Here is a 21679-nt window from a genome sequence, read left to right on the forward strand (position 1 = left end):
AAGCAAACTTGCTTCTGTACAGTGAGCTATTCCCGTCATATAGTAAAAGGAAGGTATCAACCTATAGCCTCGATAATTTATTTCTTTCAATTGCTGTATTTACCTAGAAAGGATCATGCTTGGTATGAATGTTGAATTTATAAACCCTTTTCTTGTATCGCTGATTAATGTTGTCTCAACCATGGCAACAATGGATCTTAAACCGGGTAAACCACAGTTAAAAAACCACGATTTGGCTAAGGGTGATGTGTCAGGACTTATTGGTATGGTGGGCCCAAAAACCAAAGGATCATTATCGATTACCTTTGAAGAGCCGTTAATACTGGAAATCATGGATAGAATGTTAGGTGAAAAACACACTACCATTAATGAAGAGGTGACAGATTTAGTCGGTGAAATCACCAATATGGTCACAGGTGGTGCCAAAAATCTACTCAGTGAAAAGGGCTATGAGTTCGATATGGCTACCCCTGCTGTTGTATCGGGTAAAAATCACACCATATCGCATAAATCGAAAGGTAAAAAAATCTTAATGCCATTTAGCCATGAGTGCGGTCATGCCTATATTGAAATCTGTTTTGAAGATGTGCATTAATTAAGTTAAAAGGTTTGGTTAACCATCACCCAAAATTGGCTTTGCTCAGAACCTTTAGCAAAATCTGCTCTTACTACCATTTGTTCGATTTCAAAACGAACACCTGCACCAACAGTAAATAGCATATCTTGGTGTAATGATTGTAAATTAAACTCGTCGCTAACTTGCCCAGCCTCTGCAAATACAGTCCATTGCCACCAAGGCACTTGGTATAAGTTGAACAATGGCCAATCTTGTAATGGCTGCCATTTAGGCTTAACCCGATATTCGAGGGCGTAGTTAATTGCGCTGCGCCCAGTATATTCTTTTGATGAGTACCCTCTAGAACGGTTAAAACCACCTAAGAAAACCCCTACAAACGAAGGCGGACGCTGATAATCTTTGGTACTACGGTCGTAGTCATTCCAAGTGGGCGTATCAGCAATAAATACATTGCTAGCAATAACTTGCTCATCAAATATTTTATTACTTCCTAAAGAAAAAAATGCACTTTGTTCAAATTCCCATTTAGACCAATTGGCAACGTCATCCACAGCAAAACCCTGAGTCCATTTAAAACTTGTTTGACCGCCCTTAGTGCTGTTATTGGCTGAATCTCGATTATCCCATTTGAGTAAGACGTCGGTTCCTATGGCGCGAGTCGGTAACGGCTGCATTACATCAAGTTCGCGAAAGTGCGAAAAAGGCGACAATTCAATACTTGTAACGCCTGATTTTAAGGGGTTCCAGCTAGAAACGGGACGTTTTTGATATAAATAATCCACGTCACCATTTTTACCATCTGCAATGGGAAGGACATACTTCACATGCAGGCGGGTAAAGCCTTCATCCCCTCAGCTATTACACGGGTTGGGGCAACTACTTGAGTCTCACCCTGATTCAAAAAATAAATGCCTTGAGTGTAATGACCACGATAGGTTTCAGCGGAAAATAACCAGCGGTCGAATGAAGGGATTTGATAATTAAACAGCCCTAAATAGCCAATCCAACTGTGATTGTCACTATATAGGCCAATGCCTAATGCAACTGCTTGCTTTTGCCCTGCATGTTTGACGACACCCGCACCACCTCCAGTTAACCCAAGAGTTTCTGTTGAGAATATAAAAGGTACCGCAACAAACTCTGCTTTATCCTTTGACTCATTCGCATTTTGTTGGCTATCTGTGGTATCGAGCACCTTTTGATCTTGCGACAAGCTCTCACCTTGCTGAGCATTCGCAATAAGGTTCGAGGCTAACGTTTCTGCCCGACAGGGGAAAGCAATGAGGCTAATTGATAATAATGCAAACATCAGGCGTAACATTTTTTAAAAACCTCTAAGGTAACAGTTCAACTGTGACACGTGGAGTTAACTTGGTGACTAGCTCATAAGCGATGGTACCAATGTGCTCAGCAACTTCCTCAACTGCTAAAGCCTGCCCCCATAACTGTACGCTATCACCTACTTTATCAGTGGCATTAATGCCCAAATCAACAGTTAACATATCCATCGATACGCGACCAACAATCGGCACCCGGCGTCCATTTAGCCATACAGGTGTGCCTTCTGGTGCATTTCGAGGGTAGCCATCTCCATAGCCAATCGCAACCACACCTAATAAAGTATCTTGTTTTGCTTGCCAATAAGCACCATACCCCACGCTATCACCGGCCTTATGGGCGCGCACCGCAATCAAATTGGAGACAAGCTCCATGGCGGGTATGAGTTGATGATTAGTGCCTTTATCGCCCACCACTGGCGAGACACCATAAAGAGCAATACCGGGGCGGATCCAATCAGCTTGGCTTTGAGGCCAAAACAAGGTACCTGCCGAGTTAGCTAAAGTGCGCTCACCACCTAAATTTACCGTTAGGGCTTCAAAAGCATTAATTTGGGTTTGAGTTAAGTCATTATCTGGTTCATCTGCACAAGCAAAATGAGTCATTAAGTTGATAGGTTTGGCCACATACGGGCAAGCCATTAAACGTTGATAAATGCCAGAGAACTGCTCGATACTAAAACCAAGTCGATGCATACCAGAATCAATTTTAAGCCACACTTTTAATGGCTTTTTAAGGCTCGTTTGCTCAAGCATGTCTAATTGAGATTCATGATGGATCACTGTTTCAATATCATGTTCAACAATTAACGGTAAATCACTGGCTCTAAAAAAACCTTCCAGCAGCAATAAACGCCCAGTGATACCACCAGCACGTAACTCTAAAGCTTCCTCAAAACGCGCCAATCCAAAGCCATCTGCACCGCCTTGATAGTTAGCCACACAATGAGCCACGTTGAGTAAACCATGGCCATAACCGTTAGCTTTAACCACCGCCATAACTTGGCTGTGAGGAGCTATTTGGCGCAATCTAGCAAGATTGTGCTGTAGGGCTTGACGACTAATTTCAGCGCGAGGGAAAGGTTTCAAAAAATGGCCTTATAAAACAGATGATGGCCGCAAAGCTAAGCCATCATTATGGTCTTTATCTAAATATCAGTATCGTTTAAGTATAACTCAGGTTAACTCACGATTTAGTCTTCTTCGAATTGAGGACCTGCATAATTATCAAACCGAGACCAATGGCCTTGGAAAGTGAGCCTCACACGCCCAATAGGGCCGTTACGCTGCTTACCTATGATAATTTCTGCAGTGCCTTTATCTTCAGAGTCATCATGATAAACCTCATCACGGTAAATAAACATGATCAAATCTGCATCCTGCTCGATAGAGCCTGATTCACGTAAGTCAGAGTTTACCGGGCGTTTATCAGAACGTTGCTCCAGCGATCGGTTAAGCTGCGATAATGCAATAACAGGGATCTCTAACTCTTTGGCTAACGCCTTAAGTGAGCGAGAAATCTCGGCAATTTCTAAGGTACGATTATCTTTTAACGCTGGCACTTGCATTAATTGAAGGTAATCGATCATGATCATCGACAAACCGCCATATTCACGAGCAATACGGCGGGCACGACTACGGACTTCGGTTGGTGTTAAGCCCGAACTATCATCAATGTACATTTTGCCCTGCTCAAGCATAATGCCCATAGTAGATGACACCCTTGCCCAATCTTCATCATCTAGCTGACCAGTACGAATTTTAGTTTGATCTACCCGTCCAAGGGAGGCCAACATACGCATCATAATCTGTTCTGAAGGCATCTCAAGACTGAAAATAAGCACCGGCTTTTCTTCGTTCATGGCTGCTTGTTCACACAAGTTCATCGCAAAGGTTGTTTTACCCATAGATGGACGGGCCGCCACAATAATTAAGTCGCCAGATTGGAAACCTGCTGTCATACGATCAAGATCAGTAAAACCACTAGAAACCCCTGTCACACCGTTATGCGGGTTATTATAAAGCTGCTCAATTTTATCAACGGTTTTTTCAAGAATGGATTTAATGCCTTCAGGACCTTCACTTGAATTCGCTCTAGACTCAGCAATTTTGAACACTTTGCTTTCAGCTAAATCTAATAATTCACTGGAATCACGTCCTTCAGGATTATAACCTGCATCGGCAATTTCATGGGCCACGCCAATCATGTCACGCACAACTGCACGTTCACGGACAATATCGGCATAAGATAAAATGTTACCGGCACTTGGGGTATTTTTAGCTATTTCACCTAAGTAGGCAAAGCCGCCAGCGTCCTCTAACTGATTTTCAATCTCTAATTGCTCAGACACTGTAATCAAATCGATAGGTTGGCCATGCTCCATTAACCGCTGCATGGCGTTAAAAATCATCCGATGTGAGCGTGAATAGAAATCCTCAGCAACCACGGCTTCAGCAACCCTATCCCATGCATCAGCATCTAGCATCAAGCCACCGAGCACAGACTGTTCCGCCTCAATTGAATGAGGCGGTAATTTTAATGCATTGACTTCGACGTCTTTTTGTCGATTTCGAGCTTTAAATATGTTTGGTTGCTGTGCCATTAACACTCCCAAATTCCAACGACTTTAAAAAATATGGTATAACACCGGGGTCAATTTTTCTGCCGCTATGTTAACCCAGCGGAGTTTTCAAAAATACGGAAAACAATAAATATATTAAGGAATAAACATGCGTATGACACTGATTGCAGCTCTGATGCTGTCATCTGGATTAGCCTATGCCGATGAAGGCCAATGGCAACCCTATCAAATGCCATCAATCGCTGACAAATTAACTGAGCGCGGTATACAAATTCCTGCAAAACAACTTGCGGATTTAAGCCAATATCCCATGAATGCTGTTGTTAGCTTGGGCTATTGTACCGCCAGTTTTGTCTCTCCCCAAGGGTTAGTTGTCACAAACCATCACTGTGCCTACCGTGGCATTCAATATAACAGCAAAAAAGAACATAATTATTTAGCCGACGGTTTTTTAGCATCCAATATGGCGGATGAGCCATCTGCGGGACCAAATGAGCGTTTATACATCACTGAAAAAGTCACCGATGTCACCGCAGCAATTACCGCCAATTTAAGTGAAGATCCACTTGAGCGATATGAGCAGATCCAAACCAACAAAAAAGCTCAAATTAAAGACTGCGAAGTGGATGACAACTATCGCTGCTCAGTCACCAGTTATCATCATGGTTTAGAATATTATCTGATTAAACAGCTTATCATTCGAGATGTTCGCTTAGTTTATGCGCCACCAGAGAGTGTTGGCGGCTATGGTGGTGACATTGATAACTATGAATACCCACGTCATTCTGGTGACTTTACCTTCTTGCGCGCCTATGTAGGGAAAGACGGAAAACCGGCAACCTATTCACCTGATAACGTTCCCTTTAAGCCAAAAAGCTATTTAAAAGTGAATGCTGATGGCGTTAAAGCCGGTGATGGTGTGTTTGTTGCGGGTTACCCCGGTTCAACAAGCCGTTACAACTTAACCAGTGAGCTTAAGTTTGCCAGTGATTGGCTCTATCCAACCTATGCTAAGCGTTATCAATTACAAATCGACACCATTAACCAAATGGGCGATGCAGATAAAGAAGTCGCCATAAAATATGCCGGTACACTTGCCTCAATGGCAAACCGGATGAAAAAGCTGAATGGCTTGTTAGATGGTTTTAAAGCGACTGACATTATTGGTATTAAACAAACCCGCGAAAACAATTTTTTAGCTTGGTTAAAAAAAGATAAGCAAGCTAACGCAAACTTGATTAAAAATTTAGAAGCAATATTGGCCGACGAACACACTCAAGTTCAAACCAATTACTTTTTTGAAAATGCTCAATCTAGCACCTTGTTATCTGCCGCTAAAAATCTATATCGTTTAGCAAAAGAAAAACAAAAACCAGATGCTGAACGAGAATCAGGCTACCAAGAACGTGACCTAAAAATGTTCAAGGCTAACCTAAAACGTATAGACAGCAGTTTCACTGTTGAAGTCGATAAAACCTTATGGCTACAAGATTTAGATGCTTATATTGCACAACCTTTAAAAGTTGAAACCTTCGACAACGCATTGAAAAATGCAACCGATCATGATGACTTAATTGCCAAAATTGATGGTTTTTATGCGTTAACTGAACTTACAGATCAAGCCAAACGTTTGGCATGGATGGACAAAAGCGTGGCTGATTTTGAAAGCAGCAGCGATCCCTTCATTCGCTTAGCAGTTGATCTTTTTGAAACCAATCTAAAGCTTGAAAAAGCCACTAAAACCTTAGACGGCAAATTAACCCAAGCTCGTCCTGAATATATGAAAGCCATTATTGCTTATTACCAAGCGAACAATTGGCCGGTATATCCAGACGCCAACCGCACGCTGCGGATCACCTATGGTATGGTTGATGGTTATCAATCAAAAGATGCGTTATATAAGCAACCTTTTACCCGTTTAGAAGGCATTGCAGCTAAACATACCGGTGTAGAACCTTTTAATGCACCTGAAAAACTGCTCAAAGCCATTGCCACCAAAGACTACGGCAAACATACCATAGCGTCTGTTTATAACGATCCGCAATCATGGTTATGTAAGTTAGTCTCTTGTGTTGAGCCTAAGAATGACTTCAATTCAGTGCCGGTTAACTTCTTATCCAGTGTTGATACCACGGGCGGTAATTCTGGGTCACCAGTATTTAACGGCAAAGGCGAATTGGTAGGCTTAAACTTTGATTCAACCTACGAAGCCATTACCAAAGATTGGTTTTTTAACCCCACTATCACCCGTGCTGTGCATGTGGATATTCGCTATATCCTGTGGATGATGGACCAAGTTGATCACGCAGATAATTTAATTAAAGAGCTAAATTTAGTGCGTAATGATGATTAATAATTTGCTTTAATCGACCACAAAAATGGCGCTCAATGAGCGCCATTTTTATATTAAAGGCTTAAACATCATACCCTTAACAAATTGCAAAAACTGAATTGAATATCAGTTTAAAAACTATAGTTTAAACTGTGAAGTGGCATTTTTTAGCTGCACCGCAAAATCATCTAAACCTTGCGAAATATTATGCACATCGGCCAAAATATTTAACGAGCTTTCAAACGACTCGTTCATTTCAATCACATTGCCACCCACCTGCTCAGCCACCACAGATTGCTGATCCGTTGCTGATGCTATATGAGTGTTCATACTGTTAATACTGACAATTTTTGTTTGAATTGATTTCAACACATCGCCAGTATCTTTAGCATAGCGCTCATTATCTGATGACTTAGTAATGGCCGAGTCCATAGTTGTTACAGAAGACACAGCCGCACTTTTAAGGCGTTCTAATACGCCTCGAATTTCTTTGGTTGCATCGGCAGTTTTCGACGCCAATGCTCTGACTTCATCAGCAACCACCGCAAAACCACGTCCTTGCTCACCTGCTCGAGCGGCTTCAATTGCCGCATTTAAAGCTAATAAATTTGTTTGTTCGGCAATAGAAGTAATCACGTTAAGAATAGAGCCTACACTTTCAGTATCTCGGGCTAGCTCATTAATTGATTTAGAAGCCAGTTCAATGCCCCTATTTAAATCTTGTGAAATATCAATAGTGCGTTGCACTACCGCTAAGCCCTCAGTGGCTTCTCGCTCAGCCTCTTGTGCAGCTTGAGCGGCTTGCTGTGCACTAAGTGAAATATCGTTCACAGAGTGACGCATTTCTTCCATTGAAACTTGTACAATTCGCGCATCTTGGCTTTGCTGTTGAGTAGCTTGAGTAGCCAAAGACATCTTTTCTTTTAAAGATTTAGCACTCGATAATAAGGGATTAGTGACATTAACAACCCCCTGAATTGATTCGGCAAGTAAGTGTAAAAAACGGTTGAAGTTACTTGAAACCTGGCCTAATTCATCGGTTCCTGCCACCTTAAGCTGATGACGTAAATCCCCTTTACCGTCAGCAAGTTCACCTAAGGAATTAGCGACATCACCTGCTGAGCTACTAATTGAACGCGCAATCGCAATTGTGGCAACAATCATAAGTAGTAATAACGCGATACCTATCCCAACAGAAAGATAAAGGCTTTGTTCTGAGCGATCGCTCGCTTCTGCAACGGTTGAAGAAAACTCATCAACCTTATCGGCTTTATATTGAGAAATACCGGCTGTTAGGCGCTCAAAAACTTGCGATTTTTTCTGGCTAATTTGGCCAACCTGACTCATATCAATGCTGCCATCAAGCATGCTTGAAGCAAGATCAGAGGTCATCGAGTTGTATTCTTTCAAGCCACGAGACAGCTCAGATAAGGACTGAGATTGGTTTGCATCAATACTGATTAGTTTTGCGAGGTTATTATCAAGTGATTGATACACCTTAGACGCATTTTCTAATAAATCTTCATCAGCAAAAGATACCGCCTGAGTATATAACTCATCAAGACGTTGAATAAAAATCACATTTTGATTAGCAAGCTCAACACGTTCAGTGACTTTATGTTGCATAAAATCCAAGGTGTCACGATTCTTGTTCATCGCAACAATGCTAATGGCTAAGTTCACTGCAAAAATCACTACGGATAACACAAAGATTAAGCCAACTTTTTTAAAAATCGGCATGTTATTAAACCAATTCATACTTCGCCCCCAAGCGATATTTGTCTACACACAATAGAAATTGTTATTTTTCTAACATACAGCCTGAACTCGATCCCTGAGGTATCACCTTCATTCTGCACAATCTCACTAAACAGTTAACGTAGATAAGATTCCAGACTAAAAAGCATGCTTAGGTCAACTATAGATAATTTCTAGTATTATTGTGCAAATAGTTTCAAGGTAAATGCTAATTAACACTTTATCGACTGTTGCTATATAAACTTAACCTATAAATATCGATATTTTAATAAGTTATAGAACAAAATAGTGCTCATTGGTAACCATATTAATAGCCCACCTAGAATTTTATACCGCTAACGCTGAACGGGTCATGTTGAACACTAAAAACAAAAACACACCAAACTCAAACAGTTTGGTGTGTTGATGTTTAACAGCGAATTGGTTAAAGCTTATTCCGTTATAAAGAATTAGGCTGCCTGTTCGCCTTGCTCATCAGAATGACGAATTAAGTAATCAAAAGCGCCAAGTGATGCGGTTGCACCACTGCCCATTGCGATAATAATCTGCTTATAAGGCGTATTTGTCACGTCACCTGCGGCGAAAACACCTGGGATTGAAGTTTGCCCACGCTCATCGACAATAATTTCACCCCGTGGGGTTAACTCAACCACACCTTTTAGCCACTCGGTATTAGGCACTAAACCAATTTGTACGAAAATACCCGCTAATTCAACTTGATGACTGTCACCTGTCTGACGATTGGTGTAAGTTAAACCGGTAACTCGTTGACCATCACCAGTAACCTGAGTGGTTTGAGCTTGGGTAATAATCGTGATGTTACCCATTGATTTGGCTTTGCGCTGTAACACCTCATCGGCACGCAATTTACTATCAAATTCAAGTACGGTGACATGTTCAACAATACCCGCTAAATCAATAGCTGCCTCAATGCCTGAGTTCCCCCCACCAATAACGGCAACGCGTTTACCTTTAAATAATGGACCGTCACAATGCGGACAATATGCCACACCTTTTCCACGGTATTCTTTTTCACCCGGCACGTTCATTTCACGCCAGCGAGCACCTGTTGCTAACAGTACAGTTTTGCCTTGTAATTTGGCACCATTCTCAAGCTCTAAATCAAACAATCTATTGGCCGTAAGCTTTACTGCACGCTGGTTATCCATCACATCAACATCATAATCATGGACATGGTTTTCTAGGTTAGCAACTAACTTAGGGCCTTCTGTTTTTGACACAGAAATAAAGTTTTCAATGCCAACGGTTTCTGCAACTTGGCCACCAAATTTATCAGCAACAATGCCCGTGTTTAATCCTTTCCGAGCGGCGTAAATCGCTGCTGAAGCTCCGGCTGGACCGCCACCTACAACTAGCACATCAAATACTGATTTCGCGTTTAATTGCTCAGCTTTTCGACTAGCCGAGTTTTTATCTAATTTATTTAAAATTTCAGCAACGCTAATAGCACCCACTGAGAATGGCTCACCGTTCAAATAGACAGATGGCACCGACATAATATTGCGACTTTCAACTTCTTGTTGAAATAACGCACCATCAATCATGACATTGGTAATATTTGGATTAATTGCCGCCATCATGTTTAAAGCTTGAATAACTTCAGGACAGGTTTGGCAGCTCAGCGATACATAGGTCTCAAAATGATATTCACCGGGTAAATCGCGAATTTGCTCAATCACATCATCCGCTAACTTAATTGGGTGGCCACCACTGTGTAACAGCGCCAATACTAAAGAAGTAAATTCATGCCCCATTGGCAAACCAGCAAAGGTAATGTTAGTGCCTAATTGTGGGTTGATAACCCGTAAACTCGGCGTGCGTTTATCTTGCTTTTCACTGCTGGTTACTAAGGATGAACAGTCAACAATATCTTGGGTTAAACTTTTAATTTCATTCGATTTTTTAGAGTCATCTGCAGACACCACAAGTTCAACTGGGTGTTTTAAGTTCTGCAAATAGGTCTTCAGTTGATTTTTGACATTGGCATCTAACATAACAACTCCTAAGAATGCGTTTCAAATATAATAAAGGGAGTAAATGATTTTGGGTGCCGACGAACATCAGGGGAATGAACGTCGGCGAGAGATGATGAATCGAACCTAAATTAGATTTTACCCACTAGGTCGATAGATGGCGCTAGTGTCTCTTCACCTGGTTGCCATTTAGCTGGACAAACTTCACCATCGTGGCTAGCAACATACTGAGCAGCTTGAATTTTACGAACTAATTCAGATGCGCTACGACCAATTCCTAAGTCATGGATTTCAGCAACTTTAATTTGACCTTCTGGATTAACCACAAAGGTACCACGTAGCGCCAAACCATCTTCTTCAATCATTACACCAAAGTTACGCGTGATAGTACCTGTTGGGTCGCCAATCATTGGATAGTTGATTTTGCTGATCGTATCAGAGCTTGCGTGCCATGCTTTGTGAGTAAAGTGTGTGTCAGTTGATACTGAGTAAACTTCTACCCCCATAGATTGTAACTTTTCATAATGGTCAGCCATGTCACCTAATTCTGTAGGACATACAAAGGTAAAGTCAGCTGGGTAGAAAAACACAACAGACCATTTGCCTAGTAAATCTTGCTCAGTAACGTCAACAAATGCGCCGTTATGAAATGCAGTGGCTTTGAATGGCTTGATTGTGCTGTTGATGATTGATTGTGTCATGATTAACTCCGTTGTGTTTACTAACTAAGTGATGAATGAATATGGCCTTTAAAATCTGTGCCGTCATTCGATGAAGCTAGAATACGCAACTAAAGTAATTATGTATAACGGATAAAAACTATTATCTTAATCGGTTTTTTGATTTAAACTATTTTAGTATCGATTTTAGCGTTTAGGCTAAATCGATAATCTACATAACAATTTACTGCCAGCGATCAAATCGGCTTAGCACTCGAGAAATAGTAAAGTCTAACGCTTGTGAAATTGTTTGCTGTTGTGCTTTTTGGCTGATGGTATCAAGTCCTTGAGCTTGATTACTGGCAAATATCACCCAGTTGCCGCCCCCGTTAAACACCCATAAACCGCAGTAAAGTGCTGCTGAAGGTTGGCCAATAAAGCCTGGTTATTTTTATGCTCTTTCCAGCAGTTCAGTACCAATACCCCATCAGTTTTTAATCCAGCTGCACATTGGGTCATAAAGTTTGCAGATAATAACTGCGGATCAACACCTTTTTCACTGTAAATATCAACAAACATAATATCGGTTTTTTTAAAATCTGCCGCCAATAAAAACCGATAAGCATCTTGATGGATCAAGGTTAATTTTTTACCCACAGGTAATTGAAAAAATCGCTTAGCAATATGCAGCACTTGCTCACGTAGCTCAACGGCAGTGATTTTAATGGCCGCATTATAATGACGTAAGGCATGGACTAAAGCGCCACCACCTAAACCTAAAATAATGACATTTTTAGGTTGTTTCACCATTAACACCGCTAACATAGCCTGTACATAAGTATGCTGTGGCACGTGGGGAGCAGCCTTATCCATTTTGCTCTGTTCGTCATTATCCCCAAAAGACAACACCCTAAAGTGGCCATCATCTAGCACAAAAATATCACCAAACTCATCTGCGCCAGTGTGAAGCACTTTATAATCAGACATAAATTCTCAACGGGTTATTTTGCTCATAAATGTGTGAGCAAAAATGCAATAAAGGCATTATTATACCCGAAATATAGGCACATTAAGCGCGCTCAATAAATAGGATGTTTTATGCTGAATCAAATACTGATGGTAATCGCATATTTAGGGATATTTTTATTTGCTCAAAGTCAGCTAAAAAAGTGGATTAAAGCCCAAGCAATAAAAAAACAAGTCAATGAAGTCAGAAGCCGCTTAGTCACAAGACTTATCTCTTACTTAATGTTTTTCATTACCTTATCTGTCATTGCTATTTCACTTGGCTTGGGTTACCAAGAGGTGTCGTTATTTGTTTCATCTGCTTTTGCGGTACTGGGTGTGGCGCTATTTGCGCAATGGTCAATTTTAAGCAATATCACGGCCGGCGTGTTGATCTTTTTTGTGTTTCCTTATCGGATTGGCGATCGCATCAAAATAGTGGATAAAGATGAAGATATGAGCGGAGTGATTGTTGAAATCAGCTTGTTTCACATTTTAATTAAACGCGATAGCGGTGATTTAATGACTTACCCCAACAGTCTAATGCTGCAAAAAGGGGTGATAAAACTGCCCGATCAAAAAGCAATGACAACCAAGAAAAACACCAACAAAAGGGTGATCCCTAAACGTAATCATTAAATAAAATGATTAACGCTGACACCGCATTAAGGCACGAATATTTGCGCCTTAATGCGAGTAGCCGTTACATGCGCACAAATAATTAACGGCTTAATCAGTTTAATACTCGCTGAAAAAACGCCACCGCTTGCAAGTACATTTGTAGCGCGAGAGCTGGATCGTATCTATCTCCTTCATCGCGCATAAAGGCATGCTGGGCATTCACTTCTAACCAACTAAAATTAGCACTCACTTTTTCAAGTTGTTGATAAACCAACTTACGCCCTTCACTAGACACATGAGGGTCTTGTTTACCAAACACCATTACTAATTCACCTTTAATATCACCAGCACGGCTTAATGAGTCATTATTAGTTTGGCAAGGCAAAGTATTTGAATGAATGTCTGTTGCATATAAGCAAAAAGCGCCTTTAATATCTGGGTTTAGTGCGGCTCTAAAGGCAAGGTGTCCACCAATACACACCCCCATGGCTCCCACTCGATCGCTGCAATAGGTTTGCGAACGGGCAAAATCAATTAACGCTTGAGTGTCTGTGTCATGCTGTTCTAAAGGCTTAGTAAATTTATCTTGGTTGCCCTTGTCTTTGCCTGCATCATCGTACGCCAACACTGTGCCAATTGGGTTTAACTCATGAAAAACCTCTGGCACTAATACAACAAAACCGTGCCCAGCAAGTATTGCTGCAGCCCTTGCAATTGGAGCGGTTAGTTGGAAAATTTCTGAATAAAAAATCACGCTGGCAAACTGACCGGCTTGGTCTGGACGATAAACCGTGGTGCGCATTAAACCTGAAGGGGTGGCGATGTCGTGAACTTCCTGTGTGATAATCATATTGCCTCGAAAAAAATTGGAGCCCTAAGGCTCCAATCTAACAAGTATTGCGATAAGTTTAAATCTTTAGCAAAGCTCGTTGCCAGATTTCTCGCCTGACAATATGGCTTGTACATTGGTTAATGTGGTTAACGCAATGGCATTGAGCGCTTCTTGAGTTAAAAACGCTTGATGACCCGTAAAAATCACATTATGGCAAGCCGATAAACGACGGAACACATCGTCTTGAATGATTTCGCTGGATTTATCTTCAAAGAACAGGCCTTTTTCGTTCTCATACACGTCTAGGCCTAATGACCCCAACTGGCCTTCTTTTAAGGCTTCCATTGCATCAATGGCATTTAATAATCCACCACGACTGGTATTAATCACCATCACACCGGGCTTCATTTGATTAAAGCTGTCTTTGTTTAATAAATGATGATTTTCAGCGGTTAATGGACAATGCAAGCTGATAATATCACTGTCTCTATAGATAGTAGGTAGATCAACATAGTCTATTCCAAGCTCGATAACCGCTGGATTTGGATATGGGTCAAAAGCCAACACCTTACAACCAAAGCCTTGTAAAATTTTAATAGTCGCTAAACCAATTTTACCTGTGCCAATTACCCCAACGGTTTTCCCAAACATGTTAAAACCTACTAATCCAGCAAGGGCAAAGTTTGCATCACGGGTGCGTTGATAAGCTTTGTGAATTTTGCGGTTTAAGGTCAGCATCAGTGCCACAGTGTGCTCAGCCACAGATTCAGGTGAGTAAGCGGGTACATTAACCACTTCCATGCCTAATTTTTTAGCCGCAACCAAATCAACATTGTTAAAACCAGCACAACGCATGGCGATAATTTTTGTACCGCCTTTTGCTAACTCAACTAACACTTCTTCACATAATGAATCATTCACAAATGCACAAACCACTTCATAACCTTCGGCTAATTTGACGTTTTGCATGCATAAGCGGTAATCGAAGTATTCTATTTCAGCGCCAAAGGCTTCATTGGTGCGATTAAAATGACGAATGTCGTACGGTTTTGCGCTAAAAAATCCAATTCTCATAACATTTCCATCTTTATAAAGGCCCTACCATCAACCATTAATATGGCGTAGCGAGCAAAATCAAACTTAACTGCAGTGTAATTCAATAGGGTGAATTTGTCGTTAACTGTCGAATTGAGGCTTGATGAACTGTGATCAGCATTGTTATTTGATAACCATATGAGTTTTGAGCACAAAAATAGCTTAAATGTTTGCTGTTTATCAGGAATGATATTGATATACCCAAACAACCTCAAGATGCGAGTTCAGCCAGAATTGATTGGCTTTCAGGCGCGGCGCTGATTTGATACATAGTTGCTCTACGTTGATAATCAGCAACAAAGCATGAAAGCCAATCAAACTCGCCCTTTGGGAACCACTCATTACGTCCATTTCTTTGTTGAAAAGCCTAGAAAGGGAACGCCATTACGTCGACTTTTCGCCTAGAACTGAACGTAATGAGAGGCTCTGCACTTTGCATATTGAGTTTGCTTGGGTATAACATCAACAAACGCACTGTTTATCTTGATTGGTTTATATGAAAAAGAGTCACGATGGTTCACAGCCTTTATCCGAAAAACGTTTCTGGTTTGAGCGTTTAACCAAAACCAGCTTACGAGCGCTGCATATTATTGGCGTGGTGGGCGCAGGAGGTGGCATTTTATTGCACATCGATAAAAGTCAGTGGTTAACCTATTGGGTCATTACCATGTCGTCTGGGCTATTATTAATGCTATGGGAAATGGTACGAGATTGGCGTTGGCTGATCCAATTAAAAGGTGTGTTAACTGTCGCTAAATTAGCTCTGGTCGGTTTGCTTGTGCCCTTGGCTCACTGGCAGGTAGAGATAATTATCTGTTTAATTGCACTGTCAGTGATAGTGTCACATGGTCCGGCAGGTCTGAGGCATTATTCTATCGTGCATCGTAAAGTGATCCATGGTAAAAAAGAGATTAAAGGTTAATCTAAAAACAGGACACAGGATGTTCCCTTATCCAGATCAATACCGCACAGCAACGCCGCCAATTGCCACTGTCTTTATGGTGTTTTGGGCATTACTAAGCCATAGCATTTTTGCAGATGCCAGTCCTTTTGCGCTTTACCCACTCTTCTTGCTTTTCCCGTTAGTGATAATGAGCCATGGCTATTTAATATGGCAAGCACCAGGCATGAGCCGTCTTGATCAATGCTTTTATGCCTTAGTGCATATCCCCTTAGCCTTTGTGGTTTGGACCTTCACTATCATGCATGTCAATGGCAATGCATTTTCTTAACCACATAAAAAATCCAGTCATAGTACTTGTGCTAAATAATCACAATCAGTATCTTAGCCGCCCCAATGCTTTTGAGAGTTCCCATGGCTGACTTTATCTACAATCCCCCCACCGATCCTTGGTTAGACATTATCCATCAAGATAAAGACATTATTGTCATCAATAAGCCTTCTGGCTTGTTGTCAGTTCCTGGCCGCGAACCACAATACCATGACAGCATTTTTAGCCGAGTATTAGCTGAGCATCCTAACTCACAGATTGTGCATCGCTTAGATATGGCGACATCTGGAGTGATGGTGTTAGCGTTGAGGAAAAATGCAGAGCGGGAGTTAAAGCGTCAGTTTCGCGAACGTGAAACCCACAAAGTGTATTATGCGCGAGTGGCGGGTCATGTGAGCCAATCTGTTACTGAGGTGAATCTGCCACTTATTTGTGATTGGCCAAATCGTCCTAAACAAAAAGTTGACCATCAACTTGGAAAACCTTCAACCACCTTAGTTGAAGTTGTAAGTTATGCTAAGCGTTCTACCTTAGTAAAACTCACCCCTATCAGTGGACGTTCGCATCAATTACGGGTGCATATGATGGCCTTAGGCCACCCCATTTTAGGTGATGGGTTTTACGCAGACCCACTCGCGAAAAGCCTAGCATCACGGTTGCTGTTACATGCCTCTGAGTTATCGATTAAGCATCCCTATTCGCATACCCCAATGCACTTTATCGCGCAGGCACCATTTATTCTGCCAGAGAATAACCAATAACCTGGCCACTAACATAGTTTTTAGGGAGGTTAATTATTACTAAATAAATTGCTTTTTATATAGTAATTATTCATCAATAATCGTAAATTAATCTTCATTCAAACAAAAAGTGAGTTAAACGCTGTGGATAGTTCATTTCAACGTGATCAATTAGACAACCAAATTTTATCCGCTTTAATGGAAGATGCCAGAACACCATTTGCTGAACTAGCTAAGCGATTTAGCGTGAGTGCTGGCACAATTCACGTACGAGTTGAAAAAATGAAGCAAGCAGGCATTATTACCGGTGCGCAAATTACCGTTAATCCAAAAGCCTTGGGTTACGATGTATGCTGTTTTATTGGCATCAACCTTAAAAGTGCCGGCGATTACCCTGCTGCCATCAATAAATTAAACGCGCTTGATGAAGTGGTTGAAGCCTATTACACCACGGGCAACTACAGCATATTTGTTAAAGTTATGTGTCAATCAATCGATGGCTTACAGCATGTGTTAATTAACAAAATTCAATCTATTGATGAAATTCAATCAACTGAAACCTTGATTAGCTTACAAAACCCTATTGTACGGGCTGTGAAGCCATAGTTCAGACACGGCTACCGACATCAAAACAGCACAAAATACCGTATAATTTAAAAGAATAGTTTTTTCCTATTTCACATTACATTTGTTATCGAGTTGTGATAAAAGTGTACTCAGCGTATTAAACAATGCGCTGAGTACATTATAAGAATATTCCAATTCCACCCCGTTCGGCTTATCTAATTTAGTGTGTTTATTAAATTAAATTCCGGTTATGAGGGTGTTTTAAACAAGGAAGAAGTTGTGAAGACAAAACTATCACTCGCTATCTCAGCGGCGCTTTTATCAGGCGCTACCCTTTCAACCATGTCGTTCAGTGCATTGAGCGCTGATCTTACACAAGCCCCCAACTATAAATCATTTGATAAAGCTCAACTGGCTAAAAAATATAACAGCCTTGAAAATGTTGCGACCAAAAGCGGCATGAGAAATCAGTTTGACGCTGAGCTGGGTAAAACGACTTTTCAATGGGCAGGAACTAACCACGCAAAACCTAATTTAGGCGCGATAAAATCTGATCAAAAAGTGGCTTATGCTGCTGATTTTTATCTGTCTAAATTAACCGGGTTTTCATCAGCTAAACGTGGCTTAACACAAGCTGTATTAGCCAACACTCACGACATGGGTCGCGGCCCTATTATTGCTAAATACAAGCAAGCCATTGCTGGTGTTGAAGTATTTAATCGTGAATATAATATTATGATGGACAGAGAGTTAAATCTGGTCGCATCTTCTGGTTACTTCACATCCACAAATAGCGATAAATCAATTTCTGCCGCTTTTAAAGATATTGATGCCGCATTTGGCGATGCTTCAAATTCAGTCAGCACCGCATTCAAAGCGATGGGTGGCAACAAAAGTGCCATTACCATTGCCCCTAAGTCTACTAAAGGCCAGTATGAAACATTTGCGGTGACCAACACAGGTACCGATAAAGTGTTAGTAGGCGAACCTCGCGCCAAGAAAGTGTTTTTTGAACATAAAAACAAGTTGGTAGCTGCCCACTATGTTGAAATTGAAACCGGTTCTTTAGATTCTCAAGATTCGGAATACTATAGCTACGTCATTTCCGCTAAAACTGGCGAAATCTTATTTAAAAACAATCTAACCAGCCATGCAGCTGAGTTTGACTACCGTGTTTACGCTGATGCCGATGGTAAGCCATGGGATAGCCCACATGGCAACGTCATGCCAGCACCAGAAGGCAGCGATGTCGATGCTTATCTAACTGCACCTTATTTAGATGCACCATTGGTTGGCTTAAGTCATGGACCAATTAGCACGATGGACCCTTGGTTAGCAGACGATGCAACCACAACCTCGGGTAACAACGTGAATGCTTATGTTGATGCTGTTGCTCCTCAGGGCTTCACCAATGGCGATTACCAAGCAGAGATCACCAGCGCTAACACATTTGATTATGTATACAATGTCAATGAGCCTGAATATTCGATAAATAACCGCAAAGCCGCTATTGTCAACTTGTTCTACATGAACAACTATTTACACAATGATTATTATGATCATGGTTTTGATGAGGCAGCAGGTAACGCCCAAGCATTTAACTACGACCGTGGTGGTGTTGAGGGTGACCCATTAAATGTAGAGGTACAAGACAACTCTGGATTTAATAATGCCAACATGTCGACCCCAGCCGACGGTGCCTCACCTCGCATGCAAATGTACTTATGGGAAACCACTCAAGCTGAAAATGGCGTTGATTATGGTTTAACCATCACTTCACACGCAGATATCGGTTTATTAGACGTTGTCCAATTTGCCAGCTTTGGTGCAGATGTTTATGATATTTCTGGTGATTTAGTCCGCATTGACGATGGTGTAGCCCCTGTCACCAATGGTTGTGAACCCGCAATGAATGGTGCTGAGCTCGCCGGTAAAATTGCCATTATTGACCGTGGTGCATGTAACTTCACTGCCAAAGTGAAACATGCTCAAGATGTTGGTGCGATTGCGGTTATTATCGCCAATAACAATGATGATGGTACCCCAGCCCCTATGGGTGGAGCTGACGATACAGTCACTATCCCAAGCATGGGGATTAACTTTAGTGACGGTGCAGCGATTTATGCATTACTCGATGCTAATGAAACCGTCTCTATTGATATGTTTAAGAATGATCTTACTCGCAAGTTTAAAGACAGCTCTTGGGATAACGCCATTGTTGCCCACGAATGGGGACACTACATCAGTAACCGTTTAGTAGGTAATGGCTCTGGTTTAAGCAGCAACCAAGCACGCTCTATGGGTGAAGGCTTCGGTGACTTCCACGCACTATTATTTGGCTCAGATGCTGCAGATAATTTAGTTGTTGGTAACGAAAATTACGCCGGAGGTTACGGTGATACCACTTATGTAGCCAGCTTTGTGACAGGTATCCGTGCATACCCTTACTCAACCAATATGGACATTAACCCATCTACATTTGCTTATGTAGGAGCTAACCCTCAAGTTCATGCTTCTGGTTCTGTTTATGCTGCCATGTTATGGGATGCATTTATCGGTTTAGTTAACGATGAACGCCACACCTTCGACGAAGCTAAGAGCCTAATGAAAGACTACTTAGTGGCCGGTTATAAAATGATGCCAATGGCACCAACCTTTACAGAAGGCCGTGATGCACTGCTTGCTGCAGCTTATGCAAATGACGTTGAAGACTACAAGGTCATCTTAGGTGCATTTGCTCGCCGCGGTATGGGCTTAGGCGCACAATCACCAAGTCGTTTCTCAACAGACCATGCTGGTGTTGTCGAGTCTTATGAAACCGAACTTTCTGCTTTCTCAGTAACAGCGCATGACATGAATGCCAACTATGAAGGCTTAATGTCTGGTTACTGTTCAAAAGATAGCATTATCGATAAAGGTGAGACCGGCACTGTTAGCTTTACCATCCAAAATAATGGCAGTGAAGCACTAAGTGGCTTAACTGGACAAGTTGTTGTTGAAAGCGATCACGATGTTACCTTTGCTAACGATGGCAAAGTCAGCTTTGGCGAATTAGCGCTATTTGGCACGGCAACCAGCGCCCCTGTCGAATTCACCCTAAATGATGCAGGCACTGGGGATGAACTCGTCCTTAAATTTGTTGCTGATGAAATGGATGGCGTTGAAACGGCAGAATACATGCTTTCAACAATCGTTAACGTCGACTTTGAAGAGCGTGAGTTAACGGGCACCACCCAATATGAAGATCTCAACACGCTTTCTCGCCTAAAAGACTTTACTGAGAATGTAATGGCTGGTGGCGATATGGCCAAAGGGACATTCGGCTTAGATCAGTGGGATGAAATGGATGGACTTATTTCTGCAACAGGTAATAGCTTTACATCTGATGTAGCTTACGAGACTCGCCCTACTACGGTTGGCTTTGCTGGCGATTATACAGTTAGTTTCTGGCATTTATATAACCTAGAAGAAGGTTTTGATGGTGCGGTTGTAGAAGTAAGTGTCAACGGTGGCGACTGGGTAGATGTGACTGAAGTGGGTGGTATATTTGAAGGCGACGGTTATACCGATACCGGCCTTGAATACACAGAAGCAGCCATTGCAGATCGCGCTATGTTCTCTGGTGTGAACTACGGCATGGAAACAATTAACTTTGGTGAAACCTTAAATGGTAACCAAGTACAATTTAGATTCCGCGTGGCTACCGACTCTGCCGTTGTGCCTGATCCTGTATTTGGCTTCCCTGCAGGTTGGTATATTGATGACATTACCTTCACTAATACAGAAACCAGCATTTTCTCTGATGTTGTAGCAGGTGACACCTACGCTTGTGAAAACCGCTTACCAAGTGTGTCTATCATGGCAAATGCGGCTGAAGTTAATGAAGGTGAAGAAGTGATCTTTACCGCTACGGCAATTGATGCCAATGCCGCTGATACCTTAACCTATACATGGGCACAAACCTCTGGCACAGCAGCAACATTAACGACAACAGATACCGCTGAATTAACCTTTACTGCGCCGTTAATCGCATCTGGCTCTGAAACACTCGAGTTTACTTTAACAGTAAACGACGGCGTTGCAGATGTGGTCACATCAGTAGCTGTTACAGTAAGTGATATTCCTGCAGCAGTGGTTGAGCCGCCTAAAGCTAAATCATCAAGCGGTGGTTCTATGGGCTGGTTAGGTTTGTTATTACTACCAATTGCTGCGCTTCGTCGTCGCAAATAAGCGTTAATTAATACTCAAAAGCCACAACATCGTGTTGTGGCTTTTTTATAGGTTCATTGTGTGGACAAATTGGTCTTAGATTAACCTAGTATTGATAAAATTCAATATATTAAGTGCT

The 21679-nt window shown here is 41.6% G+C and carries 17 protein-coding genes and 1 pseudogene; 8 read left to right on the forward strand and 10 right to left on the reverse strand.

Annotated elements, in window-relative coordinates; genetic code table 11:
• Positions 1-124 precede the first annotated feature (124 nt).
• Positions 125-595 (forward strand): chemotaxis protein CheX, encoded by a 471-nt coding sequence (locus tag HBH39_RS15265; protein ID WP_167679532.1) that lies wholly within the window; start codon positions 125-127, stop codon positions 593-595.
• Between the two features lie 5 nt (positions 596-600).
• On the opposite strand, the gene HBH39_RS19865 is transcribed toward HBH39_RS15265, so the two are convergent.
• The 4 genes from HBH39_RS19865 to dnaB form a co-directional block, all read right to left on the reverse strand.
• On the reverse strand, positions 601-1401 hold the full coding sequence (locus HBH39_RS19865; protein ID WP_244325673.1) for a hypothetical protein: 801 nt from the start codon (positions 1399-1401) through the stop codon (positions 601-603).
• Entirely contained in the window at positions 1398-1886 is a 489-nt protein-coding gene (locus HBH39_RS19870; protein WP_244325674.1) for a hypothetical protein, read from the reverse strand. The genes HBH39_RS19865 and HBH39_RS19870 overlap by 4 nt, the downstream gene beginning before the upstream one ends.
• Positions 1887-1911: 25 nt before the next feature.
• Positions 1912-3003 (reverse strand): alanine racemase, encoded by a 1092-nt coding sequence (alr, locus tag HBH39_RS15275; RefSeq protein ID WP_167679533.1) that lies wholly within the window; start codon positions 3001-3003, stop codon positions 1912-1914.
• 104 nt (positions 3004-3107) lie between these two features.
• Positions 3108-4517, reverse strand: a complete 1410-nt coding sequence (gene dnaB, locus HBH39_RS15280; RefSeq protein ID WP_167679534.1) for a replicative DNA helicase — start codon at positions 4515-4517, stop codon at positions 3108-3110.
• Between the two features lie 127 nt (positions 4518-4644).
• Between dnaB and HBH39_RS15285 the strand changes: the two genes are divergently transcribed.
• On the forward strand, positions 4645-6849 hold the full coding sequence (locus HBH39_RS15285) for a S46 family peptidase (protein ID WP_167679535.1): 2205 nt from the start codon (positions 4645-4647) through the stop codon (positions 6847-6849).
• Between the two features lie 117 nt (positions 6850-6966).
• On the opposite strand, the gene HBH39_RS15290 is transcribed toward HBH39_RS15285, so the two are convergent.
• The 4 genes and pseudogenes from HBH39_RS15290 to HBH39_RS15305 form a co-directional block, all read right to left on the reverse strand.
• Complete coding sequence (locus HBH39_RS15290; protein WP_167679536.1) at positions 6967-8586, reverse strand: methyl-accepting chemotaxis protein; 1620 nt, start codon at positions 8584-8586, stop codon at positions 6967-6969.
• A 449-nt stretch (positions 8587-9035) separates the two neighbouring features.
• Positions 9036-10601 (reverse strand): alkyl hydroperoxide reductase subunit F, encoded by a 1566-nt coding sequence (gene ahpF / locus HBH39_RS15295; RefSeq protein ID WP_167679537.1) that lies wholly within the window; start codon positions 10599-10601, stop codon positions 9036-9038.
• Between the two features lie 110 nt (positions 10602-10711).
• Entirely contained in the window at positions 10712-11281 is a 570-nt protein-coding gene (ahpC, locus tag HBH39_RS15300; RefSeq protein WP_167679538.1) for an alkyl hydroperoxide reductase subunit C, read from the reverse strand.
• A 202-nt stretch (positions 11282-11483) separates the two neighbouring features.
• Positions 11484-12226, reverse strand: a pseudogene (locus HBH39_RS15305) (spermidine synthase).
• Positions 12227-12337: 111 nt separating this feature from the next.
• Here HBH39_RS15305 and HBH39_RS15310 point away from each other — a divergent pair.
• Positions 12338-12883 (forward strand): mechanosensitive ion channel domain-containing protein, encoded by a 546-nt coding sequence (locus HBH39_RS15310; protein ID WP_167679539.1) that lies wholly within the window; start codon positions 12338-12340, stop codon positions 12881-12883.
• 94 nt (positions 12884-12977) lie between these two features.
• Here the strand turns inward: HBH39_RS15310 and HBH39_RS15315 are convergent, their stop codons facing one another.
• Together HBH39_RS15315 and HBH39_RS15320 are read right to left on the reverse strand one after the other, a co-directional pair.
• A complete protein-coding gene (locus tag HBH39_RS15315) occupies positions 12978-13715 on the reverse strand; it encodes a dienelactone hydrolase family protein (RefSeq protein WP_167679540.1) in 738 nt (245 codons plus the stop codon).
• A gap of 66 nt (positions 13716-13781) precedes the next feature.
• Entirely contained in the window at positions 13782-14771 is a 990-nt protein-coding gene (locus HBH39_RS15320) for a 2-hydroxyacid dehydrogenase (protein ID WP_167679541.1), read from the reverse strand.
• Between the two features lie 517 nt (positions 14772-15288).
• Here HBH39_RS15320 and HBH39_RS15325 point away from each other — a divergent pair.
• The 5 genes from HBH39_RS15325 to HBH39_RS15345 all read left to right on the forward strand — a co-directional run bounded on the left by HBH39_RS15325 (position 15289) and on the right by HBH39_RS15345 (position 21561).
• Positions 15289-15714, forward strand: a complete 426-nt coding sequence (locus HBH39_RS15325; RefSeq protein WP_167679542.1) for a hypothetical protein — start codon at positions 15289-15291, stop codon at positions 15712-15714.
• Positions 15715-15733: 19 nt separating this feature from the next.
• A complete protein-coding gene (locus tag HBH39_RS15330) occupies positions 15734-16024 on the forward strand; it encodes a hypothetical protein (RefSeq protein WP_167679543.1) in 291 nt (96 codons plus the stop codon).
• 83 nt (positions 16025-16107) lie between these two features.
• Positions 16108-16785, forward strand: a complete 678-nt coding sequence (gene rluA, locus HBH39_RS15335) for a bifunctional tRNA pseudouridine(32) synthase/23S rRNA pseudouridine(746) synthase RluA (RefSeq protein WP_167679544.1) — start codon at positions 16108-16110, stop codon at positions 16783-16785.
• A gap of 123 nt (positions 16786-16908) precedes the next feature.
• Positions 16909-17370 carry a transcriptional regulator AsnC gene (asnC, locus tag HBH39_RS15340; RefSeq protein ID WP_167679545.1) on the forward strand — a complete coding sequence of 154 codons (462 nt, stop codon included), beginning with the start codon at positions 16909-16911 and terminating at the stop codon, positions 17368-17370.
• Positions 17371-17610: 240 nt separating this feature from the next.
• Positions 17611-21561, forward strand: coding sequence for a rhombosortase-dependent M36 family metallopeptidase (locus HBH39_RS15345; protein WP_167679546.1), 3951 nt, complete (start codon positions 17611-17613; stop codon positions 21559-21561).
• Positions 21562-21679 lie beyond the last annotated feature (118 nt).

This window comes from Shewanella aestuarii, from assembly GCF_011765625.1.
Lineage (GTDB): Bacteria > Pseudomonadota > Gammaproteobacteria > Enterobacterales > Shewanellaceae > Shewanella > Shewanella aestuarii_A.

Bases quoted from the DNA above. Each gene is read 5' to 3' on its own strand.
- HBH39_RS15265 (WP_167679532.1), top strand. From the start codon at position 125: ATGAATGTTGAATTTATAAACCCTTTTCTTGTATCGCTGATTAATGTT.
- HBH39_RS19870 (WP_244325674.1), bottom strand. From the start codon at position 1,886: ATGTTTGCATTATTATCAATTAGCCTCATTGCTTTCCCCTGTCGGGCA.
- dnaB (WP_167679534.1), bottom strand. From the start codon at position 4,517: ATGGCACAGCAACCAAACATATTTAAAGCTCGAAATCGACAAAAAGAC.
- HBH39_RS15285 (WP_167679535.1), top strand. From the start codon at position 4,645: ATGCGTATGACACTGATTGCAGCTCTGATGCTGTCATCTGGATTAGCC.
- HBH39_RS15290 (WP_167679536.1), bottom strand. From the start codon at position 8,586: ATGAATTGGTTTAATAACATGCCGATTTTTAAAAAAGTTGGCTTAATC.
- ahpF (WP_167679537.1), bottom strand. From the start codon at position 10,601: ATGTTAGATGCCAATGTCAAAAATCAACTGAAGACCTATTTGCAGAAC.
- ahpC (WP_167679538.1), bottom strand. From the start codon at position 11,281: ATGACACAATCAATCATCAACAGCACAATCAAGCCATTCAAAGCCACT.
- HBH39_RS15310 (WP_167679539.1), top strand. From the start codon at position 12,338: ATGCTGAATCAAATACTGATGGTAATCGCATATTTAGGGATATTTTTA.
- HBH39_RS15315 (WP_167679540.1), bottom strand. From the start codon at position 13,715: ATGATTATCACACAGGAAGTTCACGACATCGCCACCCCTTCAGGTTTA.
- HBH39_RS15320 (WP_167679541.1), bottom strand. From the start codon at position 14,771: ATGAGAATTGGATTTTTTAGCGCAAAACCGTACGACATTCGTCATTTT.
- HBH39_RS15325 (WP_167679542.1), top strand. From the start codon at position 15,289: ATGAAAAAGAGTCACGATGGTTCACAGCCTTTATCCGAAAAACGTTTC.
- HBH39_RS15330 (WP_167679543.1), top strand. From the start codon at position 15,734: ATGTTCCCTTATCCAGATCAATACCGCACAGCAACGCCGCCAATTGCC.
- rluA (WP_167679544.1), top strand. From the start codon at position 16,108: ATGGCTGACTTTATCTACAATCCCCCCACCGATCCTTGGTTAGACATT.